Here is a 12,270-nt window from a genome sequence, read left to right on the forward strand (position 1 = left end):
CTTTCCCGCGGGACCGCGGTCCGACGAAGAGCGGATGGTTCGAGTACGGTCCCGGACTGGTGCTTCTTCGCCAGACTGCCACCACCGGACCGGTCAGGGGAGCGATCCACCAGGATATGCATATATCTGTCGCTCGAAGCGGTGAACTCTGCGGCGCGAGGCCGTATCGGGGCGGCCCGGAAGGAGTAAGGAGGAGCCCATGCAGAACGGGCCGGCGGTGCGCCGCCGCAAATTGGGCGCCGAACTGCGCACGCTGCGTACCGGAGCCGGGCTCACGAGCGGCGAGGCGGCCCAGCTGGTCGGCTGGCACCAGTCGAAGGTGAGCCGCATCGAGACCGGCGCCAGCCGGGTGAAACCGGCCGATCTGCGGTTACTGCTGGACGCCTACGGGGTGCGGGACCGGCAGCTGCGCGAGTTGCTGCTGATGCTGGCGGGGTCCGAGGACGCCGGCGGCCGCAACCGCTGGTGGCACGCCTATCGTGGGGTGCTGCCGCCCACGTACCGGGATTTCATCAGCCTGGAGTCGCAGGCGAGCGCGATGCGCACCCTGGAGACCACCGTCGTGCCCGGCCTGCTGCAGACGGCCGAGTACGCCCGCGCGGTGACCCGGGCGGTCGTGAGGGATCTGGACGAGGAACGCCTGGACGCGCTGGTGGAGGTGCGGCTGGCCAGGCAGGACGTGCTGCGTTCGGATCCGCCGCTGGAGCTGTGCGCCGTGCTCGACGAGGCGGTGCTGCGGCGCGAGGTCGGCGGTCCGGAGGTGATGGCCCGGCAGCTCGAGCGGCTGCTGGAGGCCGCCCGGCTTCCCCACGTACGGCTCCAGGTGCTGCCGTTGGCGGCCGGAGCACATGTCGGCCTCACCGGGCCTTTCGTTATCTTCTCATTTCCGAGCACTTCTGATCTGGACGTGGTTGTTCTCGACCAGTTGACGAGTAGCCTCTACCTGGAACGGAAAGAAGACCTGTTGGCCTACTCCAAGGCCTTCAACACCGTTCAGCTGCACGCCCTTTCACCCGAGGACTCGTTGGACTACATCGCCGGGATAGGTGACGGCGCGTAAGGAGGCACCATGTCAGTACTGCCTCGGAACGTCCCTGCCAGTACCGACCTGCACGACGTGCACTGGCTGCGTAGCAGCTACAGCACGGGAGCCAACAACTGCGTGGAGACGGCCCGGCCGGGCTCCGGCCCGTCGGCCGGACTGCTAGCCGTGCGCGACTCGAAGAACCCGGCCGGACCCGCGCTGCTCTTCTCCCCGGAGAGCTGGGCGGGGTTCACGACCGCGCTGCGGTGACCACGCCCCTCCCCCACCCGACCGATCACTGATCACATTCGATCGATCTCATCACTTCTCGGCGCTTGCGCGTCGCTCACCGTCGCTTCTCACCGTTTCTCACCGCTTTCGTGCAATACACGGCCGTGTCACGCCGACTCATGGTCGCGTCTCGCCGATGACACGTACAGCGCGTTCGATCTCGGCACCGGACAGGTCCGCACGGGCGGTCAGCCTCAGCCGCGAGATGCCGTCGGGCACGGAAGGAGGACGGAAGCAGCCCACGGCCAGCCCTGCCGTACGGCAGTCGGCCGCCCAGCGCACCGCCTGCTCCGGGGAGGGAGCCCGCACGGAGACCACCGCGGCGTCCGGACGCACCGCTTCCAGACCCGCGGCGGTCAGCCGTGCGTGCAGCTCCGCGGCCACCTCCCGGGCTCGCGCCGCCCGCCGCGGTTCACGGACCAGCAGCCGCAGCGCTGCGAGGGCGGCCCCGGCCGCCGCCGGCGCCAGGCCGGTGTCGAAGATGAACGTCCGGGCCGCGTTCACCAGATGGTCGATCACCCGGGCCGGTCCGAGCACCACCCCGCCCTGACTGCCCAGCGACTTGGACAGGGTGGCCGTGACGACCACGTCGTCGGCACCCGCGAGCCCGGCCGCGTACGGCGCGCCCCGGCCGCCGTCGCCCAGTACGCCGAGACCGTGGGCGTCGTCCACGACCAGTCCCGCGCCGTGCTCCCGGCACGCCTCGGCCAAGGCGGCCAGCGGCGCCTGGTCCCCGTCGACCGAGAAGACCGTGTCGGAGACGACGATCGCCGCACCCGCGTGCGTGGCCAGGGCCTTGCGCACGGCCTCGGGATCGGCGTGCCCCACGACCTGCCGATCGCCCCGGGCGAGCCGGCAGCCGTCGATGAGTGAGGCGTGGTTGCCCGCGTCGGAGACGATCAGGGAGCCGTGCGGGCCGAGCGCGGTGACCGCGGCCAGGTTGGCGGCGTAACCGGAGGAGAAGACCAGGGCGGACTCGAAGCCGCAGAAGGCGGCCAGCTCGCGCTCCAGCTCGGTGTGCAGTTCGGTGGTACCGGTGACCAGCCGGGAGCCGGTGGAGCCGCCGCCCCAGGTCCGGGCGGCCAGCGCCGCCCCCTCGGTGACCTCGGGGTGGTGGGCCAGGCCCAGGTAGTCGTTGCTCGCCAGGTCCAGCAACGGCGAGTCGGCGGGGCGCGGGCGCAGGGTCCGCACGAGTCCGGCGCGGCGGCGCGCCTCGGCCTGCTCGTCGATCCAGCCGAACACCATGGGTCCTCCGGTGCTTTTGTAGGTAGCGGACAGACCCTAGCGGCACGCCCAGCCACCCAGGGTGTGGCAATACCCACACGGTGAACCGTCTCCGTTGTGCAAACTCTCCTTGGCCCGGAGCGGTCCCGTAGGACAGGATCGGACCTCATGGACCTGCTGAACACGCTGGTGGACAAGGGGCTTCGGCGCGAGCTGCCGACCCGCGAGGAAGCGCTCGCCGTTCTGGCCAGCTCCGACGACGACCTGCTCGATGTGGTGGCCGCGGCCGGAAAGGTACGCCGGCACTGGTTCGGGCGACGGGTGAAACTCAACTATCTGGTGAACCTGAAGTCGGGCCTGTGCCCGGAGGACTGCTCCTACTGCTCCCAGCGGCTCGGCTCCACGGCCGGCATCCTCAAGTACACCTGGCTCAAGCCCGACGAGGCGTCCGAGGCGGCCGCCGCCGGTCTGGCGGGAGGCGCCAAGCGCGTCTGTCTGGTCGCCAGCGGGCGCGGTCCGACGGACCGGGACGTGGACCGGGTCTCACAGACCATCAAGGCGATCAAGGAGCAGAACGAGGGCGTCGAGGTGTGCGCCTGCCTGGGTCTGCTCTCCGACGGCCAGGCCGAACGGCTGCGCGAGGCGGGCGCGGACGCCTACAACCACAACCTGAACACCTCCGAGTCCACGTACGGCGAGATCACCACCACCCACACGTACGCCGACCGGGTGGACACGGTGCACAAGGCGCACGCGGCCGGCCTGTCCGCCTGCTCCGGTCTGATCGCGGGCATGGGCGAGAGCGACGAGGACCTCGTCGACGTCGTCTTCTCGCTGCGTGAACTGGACCCGGACTCCGTCCCGGTGAACTTCCTGATCCCGTTCGAGGGCACCCCGCTGGCCAAGGAGTGGAACCTCACCCCGCAGCGCTGCCTGCGCATCCTCGCGATGGTCCGCTTCGTCTGCCCGGACGTGGAGGTCCGCATCGCGGGCGGCCGCGAGGTCCATCTGCGCACGATGCAGCCGCTCGCGCTGCACCTGGCCAACTCCATCTTCCTCGGCGACTACCTGACCAGCGAGGGCCAGGCCGGCAAGGCCGACCTGGAGATGATCGCGGACGCCGGGTTCGAGGTGGAGGGCGCCGGCCAGGTGACGTTGCCGGAGCACCGGGTGGAGGCCGGGGGCGCGTGCGGATCGCACGAGAGCGCCGGCTGCGGGTCGCACGCCGACGCGGGCTGCGGCTCCCACGAGAGCGCGGGCTGCGGTTCGCACAAGGGCGGCGTCTGCGGTACGGCGACCGTCCCTGCGGCCGGCGAGCCGCGCACGGACCTCGTCGCCGTCCGGCGCCGGGGCACCGGAACGGACCTCGCCCCCAATGCCTGAGCCGCTCCGCCTGAGCGTGCCCGAACTGCTGGAGCTGGACCGGCGACACGTCTGGCATCCCTACGGGCCGATGCCCGGACGCGCCGAACCGCTCGTCGTGGAGTCGGCGAGCGGGGTCCGGCTGCGGCTCGCGGACGGCTCGGGCGAGCTGGTCGACGGGATGTCGTCGTGGTGGTCGGCCATCCACGGCTACAACCACCCGATCCTCAACGAGGCGGCGCAGGGGCAACTGGGCCGGATGAGCCATGTCATGTTCGGCGGGCTCACGCACGAGCCCGCCGTACGGCTCGCGAAGCGCCTTGTCGATATGTCGCCCGAGGGCCTGGAACACGTCTTCCTGGCCGACTCGGGGTCGGTGTCGGTCGAGGTCGCCGTGAAGATGTGCCTCCAGTACTGGCGCTCGCTCGGCCGGCCGGGCAAACAGCGGCTCCTGACCTGGCGCGGCGGCTACCACGGCGACACCTGGAACCCGATGTCGGTGTGCGACCCCGAGGGCGGGATGCACGAGCTGTGGACCGGTGTGCTCCCGCGTCAGCTCTTCGCGGACATGCCGCCGGCGGAGTACGAGGAGTCGTACGCGGAGCATCTGCGCGAGCTGGTCGCGGAGCACGCGGACGAGCTGGCCGCGGTGATCGTGGAGCCGGTGGTGCAGGGTGCGGGCGGCATGCGCTTCCACTCCCCCGCCTATCTGCGCGTGCTGCGCGAGGCGTGCGACGCGCATGACGTGCTGTTGGTGTTCGACGAGATCGCCACCGGCTTCGGCCGTACCGGCGCGCTGTTCGCGGCGGACCACGCGGCCGTCTCACCTGACGTGATGTGCGTGGGCAAGGCGCTGACCGGCGGCTATCTGACGCTGGCGGCCACCTTGTGCACCGCGCGGATCGCCGACGGGATCTCGCAGGGCGCCGTGCCGGTGCTCGCGCACGGCCCGACGTTCATGGGCAACCCGCTGGCGGCCGCCGTGGCCTGCGCCTCCCTCGACCTGCTGCTGGGCCAGGACTGGCGGTCGGAGGTCAAGCGGATCGAGGCGGGCCTGCGCGAGGGGCTGGCGCCGGCCGCGGAGCTTCCCGGGGTACGCGACGTCCGCGTGCTGGGCGCCATCGGGGTCGTCCAGCTCGACCACGAGGTCGACACGGCCGCCGCGACCCGGGCGGCCGTGCGGGCGGGCGTGTGGCTGCGCCCCTTCCGCGACCTGATCTACACGATGCCGCCGTACGTCACCCCGGACGAGGACGTGACACGGATCGCGCGCGCGGTGTGCGCCGCGGCGCGGGAGGGATGAGATGCCGGTACTGGTGATCACGGGGACGGGCACGGAGGTCGGCAAGACCGTCACCACCGCCGCCGTCGCCGCCGCGGCCCTCGCGGCCGGGCGCTCGGTGGCGGTACTGAAGGCCGCCCAGACAGGTGTACGGCCGGACGAGCGCGGCGACGCCGACGAGGTCGCACGGCTCGCGGGGCCGGTCACGGCCACCGAACTGGCCCGCTATCCGGAGCCGTTGGCGCCGGGTACGGCGGCCCGGCGGGCGGGAATGGCGCCGGTGCACCCGCACGAGGTGGCCGACCGGGCCGCCAAGCTGGCCACCGAGCACGATCTGGTGCTGGTCGAGGGGGCGGGCGGGCTGCTCGTCCGGTTCGACGCGGCGGGCGGCACGCTGGCCGACACGGCCCGGTTGCTGAACGCGCCGGTAGTGGTCGTCACCCCGGCCGGTCTGGGCACCTTGAACGCCACCGAACTGACCGCCCGCGAACTACGGCGGCGGGACCTGGAGTTGGCCGGTGTGGTGATCGGCAGCTGGCCCGGCTCCCCCGACCTCGCCGCCCGCTGCAACGTGGCCGACCTGCCGGAGGTGGCCGGCGCCCCGCTGCTCGGCGCGCTGCCGGCCGGAGCGGGCTCCCTCTCCCCGGCCGACTTCCGTACGGCGGCGCCGGGCTGGCTCGCGCCCCGGCTGGACGGGACGTGGGACGCGGCTGCTTTCCACATCAGGGCGACGCCTTAGCACCCGGTCAGGGCGCCGGGGCACCGGTGGATCGACACCCCGGTGCCCCGGCGCCCGCTTCTGCTCATGCGCCGATGCGCGACTGCCCGCGCGCGTCGACCGGAGTACGGTCGGCCGCCGGTCGCCCCCGGAAGGGCTGGGCGCAGCCGTCACCCGAACCGTTCGGGGGGGTGCGCCGGTGTTTCTCGGGGGACACTCTCCCTAGGCCCGTCCTTGCTCCGGGAGGTTGCCATGCGGCTGTTGTCCACCGGCTCCGGCAAGGTGGCACGGGGTCCCGTCCACCACCCGCTGTTCGCCCGTTACTACGCCCGGCTCAGCGTGGGCGCCGAAACCCGGCTGGGCATGGCCGGGGTGCGTGAGCGGCTGCTCGCCGGGCTGTCCGGGCGGGTGATCGAGATCGGCGCGGGCAACGGGCTGAACTTCGCGCACTATCCCGGCACGGTCGCGGAGGTGGTCGCGATCGAACCGGAACCGCGCTTGCGGCAGTTGGCGCTGGAGTCCGCGCTGCGGGCCCAGATGCCGGTGGACGTGGTGCCGGGCGCGGCGGAGGCGCTGCCCGTGAAGAGCGAGGCCTTCGACGCTGCCGTGCTGTCGCTGGTGCTGTGCAGCGTGCGGGATGTGGCGCGGGCACTGGGCGAGGTACGGCGGGTGCTCCGGCCGGGTGGCGAGGTGCGGTTCTTCGAGCACGGGCAAGGCGGCGGCCGGGTGATGACGCTGACCCAGCAGGCCCTGGACCGTACCCTGTGGCCGGTACTGAACGGCGGCTGTCACCTGTCCCGGGAGCCGGTCGCCGCGCTGCGCGAGGCCGGCTTCCGGCTCGGCCCGCTCCGGCGGGTGTCGCTGCCGGAGAAGGGCCCGGCGCTGCCGACCTCGTACTGCGCGCTGGGTGTCGCCTGGCGGCCGGACGAGCCGGACGCGCGCTGATCGGTTGCTCCGGAGGCGCGGCTCCCGCGCGATGCCGTCGAGGCTCGCCGCGCCGTCCCCGACCGGCCGGGCGAGGTCGCGGCCCTCCTCGGGTGCGGTGACGACTTTCCCGGTGTCCAGGTGGAGGAGCAGCCGGGGCGGGGACGCCGCGCGGGCGTGCGGGCTGTCGCAGGCGGGCATGCCGGACCTCTCCGCCGGGTGCCGGGCGACGGCGGCGAACGGCGCGCCCGGTCGGTGACCCGGGGGTCCCGGGCGTCCCGTCGACCTCGCCTGGCTGCTCAGCTCGCCGAACAGCGAAGTCCGCGGCCGCCTCGACGGACGTCCGCCCGGCCCCCGGTGTCCTGTCTGACCAGCTCTTCGACGGAGCGGTCGACGCAAATCCCGCGGCCGGGGCGCGTTCGCGGGCGCGCCGGCACCGGCGAGGGCGCGGGGCGGGTTCCCTCGCACTCCGGCCGTGTCCTCGGCCCCTTCGGGGATTCTGGCTGTGGGACGGGTCACACTAGGCTCAGCCCGTACCAAGGAGTCGGGGACATCGAGGCGACCGGGAGGCGGTCTTGTCCACACCTGCTACGGAGCACGCCCCGGGTCGCGCGCCGGACGGCGGGGTCGCCGCCCGCGCCCGCGCGCTGACCAAGGCGTACGGCTCCGGCGAGACGGCCGTGATCGCCCTGGACTCGGTGGACGTGGACATCGCGCGCGGCCGCTTCACCGCCGTGATGGGCCCCTCGGGGTCCGGGAAGTCCACGCTCATGCACTGCCTGGCGGGTCTCGACACCGTGTCGGCCGGTCAGGTGTGGCTGGGAGACACCGAGATCACGGGGCTGAAGGAACGGGAGCTGACCCGGCTCAGGCGGGACCGGATCGGGTTCATGTTCCAGTCGTTCAACCTCATCCCCACCCTGACCGCCGCCGAGAACATCACCCTGCCGATGGACATCGCGGGCCGGGAACCCGACGAGAAGTGGCTGGACCAGGTCATCGACGCCCTCGGCCTGCGCGGGCGCCTGACGCACCGGCCGGCGCAGCTCTCCGGCGGTCAGCAGCAGCGCGTCGCGTGCGCGCGGGCGCTGGCCTCCCGGCCCGAGCTGATCTTCGCCGACGAGCCGACCGGCAATCTGGACTCGAGGGCGGGACTCGAGGTGCTGGGCTTTCTGCGCAGCGCCGTTGACGATCTCGGCCAGACCGTCGTCATGGTCACCCACGACCCGGGTGCCGCCGCCCACTCCGACCTGGTGCTGTTCCTCGCCGACGGGCAGATCGTGGACGACATGGAGCGGCCTACGGCGGAGGCCGTCCTGGAGCGCATGCGGATTTTCCCTGGGGGAAACCCCCAGTCCCCCGGTTTCGACGGGGTCCGCGACCGGCTCGGCGACGACGTCACCGTCCGGGAGGAGTGACCGGTGCTCAAGGCGACCCTGCGGAGTTTCCTCGCCCACAAGGGGCGGCTGGCCCTGTCCGGGCTGGCCGTACTGCTGTCCGTGGCGTTCGTCTCGGGCAGTCTGATCTTCTCCGACACCGTCACCCGTACCTTCGACCGGCTCTTCGCCTCGACCGCCGCCGACGTGACCGTGGGGCCGAAGGAGGACCTGCGGTCGGCCCGGCCGACCGGTGCGGTGCAGACCGTGCCCGCCGCGCTGCGGGACCGCGTGGCGAAGGTCGCCGGTGTCGCGGCGGCCCACGCCGACGTGTCGGTGCAGAACGTCGTGGTGGTCGACGGCCGCGACAGGTCCGTCGGCCCGACCACCGGCGCCCCCACCATCGCCGGTTCCTGGTACGTCACCCGCCACAGTCCGGTGAAGCTGACCTCCGGTCACGCGCCGCACGGGGCGGGCGAAGCGCTGCTGGACGCCGACACGGCCGACAGGAAGGACGTACGGATCGGCGACACGCTGACCGTGCAGGCGCAGCCGGGCACCTTCAAGGTCCGGGTCGTCGGCATCGCCGCCTTCACCACGACCAATCCGGGCGCGGCCCGGGTGTTCCTGGACCCGGCGGTCGCCGGCCGGGCACTGCTCGGTTCCGCCGCGAAGGCGACCAGCGTCTCCGTGGACGCGGCGAAGGGCGTGACCGACGCGGAACTCAAGCGGCGCGTCGGTGCGGCGATCGGCAGCGGCACCTATGACCTGAAGACCGCGGACGAGCAGGCCAAGTCGGCTGCGGCCAACCTCGGCACCTTCCTCGACGTGGTCAAGTACGTGATGCTGGGCTTCGCCGGTGTCGCGTTGCTCGTCGGCGTGTTCCTCATCGTCAACACCTTCTCCATGCTCATCGCCCAGCGCACCCGGGAACTCGGCCTGCTGCGGGCGCTCGGCGCCGACCGGCGGCAGGTGCGGCGGTCGGTGCTCACGGAAGCGCTGCTGCTGGGTCTTGTCGGCTCCACGCTCGGACTCGGGTCCGGGATCGGGCTGGCCCTCGGGCTGATCCGGCTGATGAGCGCGTTCGGGATGAATCTGAGGACCACGGAGATGGTCATCGGCTGGGGGACGCCCGCCGCGGCGTACGTCGTCGGTCTCGGCGTCACCTTCGTGGCCGCCTATCTGCCCGCGCGGCGCGCGGCGGCCGTCTCCCCGATGGCCGCGCTCGCGGACGCCGAAGTGGCCGGGGTGGGCAGGCCGTTGACGGTGCGGGCGATCGCGGGAGCGGTGGTCGGGGTGGCCGGTGCTGCCGCGCTGGCCGGGTGTGCGGTGGCCACGAGGACCGCTCAGGCGGCCTCACTGCTGGGGCTCGGCGTGGTCCTGACGCTCATCGCGACCGTGGTCGCCGGACCCTTGCTGGTGCGGCCGGTGATCCGGGTGCTGGGCGCGGCCTTTCCCGCGCTGTTCGGCCCGGTGGGACGGATGAGTCAGCGCAACGCCCTGCGCAATCCGCGCCGTACCGGCGCCACGGCCGCCGCGCTGATGGTCGGCCTCGCCCTCGTCGGCGGGATGTCGGTGGCGAGCGCCTCCCTTTCCGCATCGTTCGACCGGCAGATCGACAAGACGCTGGGCGCCGACTTCATCGTCCAGAACGCCAACTTCATGCCCTACACCAAGGAGGTCACGGAGATCGTGGGCGCGACGCGCGGCGTCGGGCTCGTCGTACGGCAGCGGCTCAGCCCCGTCGCCGTGCGGCTGCCGGACGGCGACCGGGTGAAGACGAACGCCGCCGGATACGGCCCCCGGCTCGACGACGTCGTGCACATCGCCTACGCGCGTGGCGGTTCGGCGGCCGCGCTGGCGGACGGGCACCTCGCCATGGACATCGGCTTCGCGAAGGACCACGGCGTGCGGGTCGGCAGCGTGCTCCCGGTCGAGTTCCCGGGCGGACGCCGGGCGCAGCTGACGGTCGGGGCGCTCACCGACCAGGGCTCGGCCGAGGGCTTCGGCACCCAGGGCGGCGTCTTCTTCGGTCTCGGGACGCTCGAGACGTACGTGCCTCGCGGGCAGGACTCCGTGCTGTACGTCAACGCGGCCCCCGGGACCAAGGCGGAGGACCTGCGGCCCCGTCTGGAGCGGGCGCTGAAGCCGTTCCCGCAGGTCCAGGTGCGCAACCAGACCGACTACAAGAAGCTGGTCCACGACCAGATCGCCGTGCTGCTCTACCTGGTGTACGCGCTGCTCGGGCTGGCGATCGTCATCGCCGTGCTCGGCGTGGTCAACACCCTCGCGCTGTCGGTGGTGGAGCGCACCCGGGAGATCGGGCTGCTGCGCGCGATCGGCCTGGGGCGGCGGCAGTTGCGCCGGATGATCCGGCTGGAGTCGGTGGTGATCGCGGTGTTCGGCGCGGTCCTGGGGCTGGCGCTGGGGCTCGTGTGGGGTGTCTGTATGCAGCGGGTGCTGGCGCTGCGCGGACTGACGGCGCTCGCGATCCCCTGGGGCACGATCGTCGCGGTCGTGATCGGCTCGGCGCTGGTTGGCGTCGTGGCGGCCCTGCTGCCGGCGCTGCGGGCGTCGCGGATGAACGTGCTGGCGGCGATCGCGCACGAGTGACCGGAAACCCTTTCCTGAGCGTGCCGCGGGCGTGATGGAATCGGGGCGCCAGAGCCAAGTCACACTCTCACGGGGAGAGTTCATGCCGCGTCCGTTCCGCTTCGGGGTCAACCTGCTCACGCCCGCGCCCGCCGCCGAGTGGCGCGCCAAGTGCCGTAGGGCCGAGGAGCTGGGGTATGACGTGATCCTCGTTCCCGACCACCTGGGAATGGTCGCGCCGTTCCCGGCGCTGGTCGCCGCGGCCGGGGCGACCGAACGGCCCCGGCTCGGCACGTTCGTGCTCAACGCGGGCTTCTGGAATCCGGCGCTGCTGGCGCGCGAGGTGGCGACCACGGACGCGCTGACCGGCGGTCGCCTCGAACTCGGTCTTGGCACCGGGTACGTGCAGGCGGAGCATGAGGCGGCCGGGCTGCCCTACGGTTCGCCGCGCGAGCGGGTGGACCATCTCCGGCGCACGGTCGAGGAGCTGGACCGGCTGCTCGGCTCGGACGAGCACCAGCCGCGGCCCGCCCAGTCCCGGGTACCGCTGCTGATCGGGGCCAACGGCGACCGGATGCTGCGCCTGACCGCCGAGCACGCGGACATCGCGGCGTTCACCGGGGCCCGGCCGGGGAGCACTCCGGGTTCGCTGGAGCCCCTCACCGCCGAGGAACTGGACGAGCGGGTGGCCCGTTACCGCCGGCTGGCGGTGGACCGTGTGGCACCCGCCGAGCTGAACCTGCTGCTCCAGCTGGTGGACGTCACCGACGACCCCGAGCCCGTCGTGAAGCCGCTGCTGGAACGCCAGTCGCAGCTGACCGTGGACCAGGCGCTGGCGCTGCCCATCGTGCTGGCGGGTCCCCTCGAGGACGTCGTCGCGAAGGTGCGGGCGCAGCGCGAGCGGTTCGGTTTCTCGTACCTGACCGTCCTGGAACCGTCCATGGAGGCGTTCGCGCCGGTGATGGAACGGCTGCGGGAGGAGTCCGCATGATGGAATTCCCGACGTCGGGCAGCCGGTCGGTGATCCGGTGATGACATGACCGCCCTGCATATACGCCCTGCCGTCCCCGACGACCTCGACCCCGTCCTCGCCTTCTGGAGGACGGCCGCCGAGGGTACGAGCATCAGCGACGACCGCGCCGGGGTGGAGCGGCTGGTCGCCCGCGACCCGGAGGCGCTGATCCTCGCCGAGTCGGCGGGCGAGCTGGTCGGCACGGTGATCGCCGGCTTCGACGGCTGGCGGTGCCATCTGTACCGGCTCGCGGTGCATCCGCAGCGGCGGCGGCAGGGCGTCGGTTCGGCGCTGCTGGCCGCCGCCGAGGAGCGCTTCGCACGGCTCGGCGGCCGGCGCGCGGACGCGATGGTGCTGGTCCGCAACGAGACCGCGCACCGCGCCTGGCGGGCCGCCGGTTACGGGCCGGAGGAGCGGTGGCGGCGCTGGGTGAAGCCGCTCGCCGACTGAGTCAAGGGACTTCTT

At 72.6% G+C, this 12,270-nt stretch carries 11 protein-coding genes; 10 read left to right on the forward strand and 1 reads right to left on the reverse strand.

Features of this window, described 5'->3' with window-relative positions:
* Positions 1 to 199: 199 nt before the first annotated feature.
* Positions 200 to 1,060, forward strand: coding sequence for a helix-turn-helix transcriptional regulator (locus ABZ079_RS17310; protein ID WP_356940277.1), 861 nt, complete (start codon positions 200 to 202; stop codon positions 1,058 to 1,060).
* Positions 1,061 to 1,069: 9 nt separating this feature from the next.
* Positions 1,070 to 1,294, forward strand: coding sequence for a DUF397 domain-containing protein (locus tag ABZ079_RS17315; protein ID WP_356940278.1), 225 nt, complete (start codon positions 1,070 to 1,072; stop codon positions 1,292 to 1,294).
* Between the two features lie 138 nt (positions 1,295 to 1,432).
* Here ABZ079_RS17315 and ABZ079_RS17320 read toward each other — a convergent pair whose 3' ends face one another.
* A complete protein-coding gene (locus ABZ079_RS17320) occupies positions 1,433 to 2,560 on the reverse strand; it encodes an 8-amino-7-oxononanoate synthase (RefSeq protein WP_356940279.1) in 1,128 nt (375 codons plus the stop codon).
* Between the two features lie 147 nt (positions 2,561 to 2,707).
* Between ABZ079_RS17320 and bioB the strand changes: the two genes are divergently transcribed.
* The 8 genes from bioB to ABZ079_RS17360 all read left to right on the forward strand — a co-directional run bounded on the left by bioB (position 2,708) and on the right by ABZ079_RS17360 (position 12,255).
* Positions 2,708 to 3,922: a biotin synthase BioB gene (bioB, locus tag ABZ079_RS17325; protein ID WP_356940280.1), complete on the forward strand. Its 1,215-nt coding sequence runs from the start codon at positions 2,708 to 2,710 to the stop codon at positions 3,920 to 3,922.
* Positions 3,915 to 5,204: an adenosylmethionine--8-amino-7-oxononanoate transaminase gene (locus ABZ079_RS17330; RefSeq protein WP_356940281.1), complete on the forward strand. Its 1,290-nt coding sequence runs from the start codon at positions 3,915 to 3,917 to the stop codon at positions 5,202 to 5,204. The genes bioB and ABZ079_RS17330 overlap by 8 nt, the downstream gene beginning before the upstream one ends.
* Before the next feature lies 1 nt (position 5,205).
* A complete protein-coding gene (gene bioD / locus ABZ079_RS17335; RefSeq protein WP_356940282.1) occupies positions 5,206 to 5,922 on the forward strand; it encodes a dethiobiotin synthase in 717 nt (238 codons plus the stop codon).
* A gap of 231 nt (positions 5,923 to 6,153) precedes the next feature.
* Positions 6,154 to 6,846 carry a class I SAM-dependent methyltransferase gene (locus ABZ079_RS17340; RefSeq protein ID WP_356940283.1) on the forward strand — a complete coding sequence of 231 codons (693 nt, stop codon included), beginning with the start codon at positions 6,154 to 6,156 and terminating at the stop codon, positions 6,844 to 6,846.
* A 554-nt stretch (positions 6,847 to 7,400) separates the two neighbouring features.
* A complete protein-coding gene (locus ABZ079_RS17345; protein WP_356940284.1) occupies positions 7,401 to 8,243 on the forward strand; it encodes an ABC transporter ATP-binding protein in 843 nt (280 codons plus the stop codon).
* Between the two features lie 3 nt (positions 8,244 to 8,246).
* Positions 8,247 to 10,814 (forward strand): ABC transporter permease, encoded by a 2,568-nt coding sequence (locus ABZ079_RS17350; RefSeq protein ID WP_356940285.1) that lies wholly within the window; start codon positions 8,247 to 8,249, stop codon positions 10,812 to 10,814.
* A gap of 82 nt (positions 10,815 to 10,896) precedes the next feature.
* Positions 10,897 to 11,784 (forward strand): LLM class F420-dependent oxidoreductase, encoded by an 888-nt coding sequence (locus tag ABZ079_RS17355; protein ID WP_356940286.1) that lies wholly within the window; start codon positions 10,897 to 10,899, stop codon positions 11,782 to 11,784.
* Positions 11,785 to 11,829: 45 nt separating this feature from the next.
* Positions 11,830 to 12,255 carry a GNAT family N-acetyltransferase gene (locus ABZ079_RS17360; protein ID WP_356940287.1) on the forward strand — a complete coding sequence of 142 codons (426 nt, stop codon included), beginning with the start codon at positions 11,830 to 11,832 and terminating at the stop codon, positions 12,253 to 12,255.
* The last annotated feature ends 15 nt before the right edge of the window (positions 12,256 to 12,270 follow it).

Origin of the sequence: Streptomyces sp. NPDC006314 (assembly GCF_040613075.1) — a bacterium.
Lineage (GTDB): Bacteria > Actinomycetota > Actinomycetes > Streptomycetales > Streptomycetaceae > Streptomyces.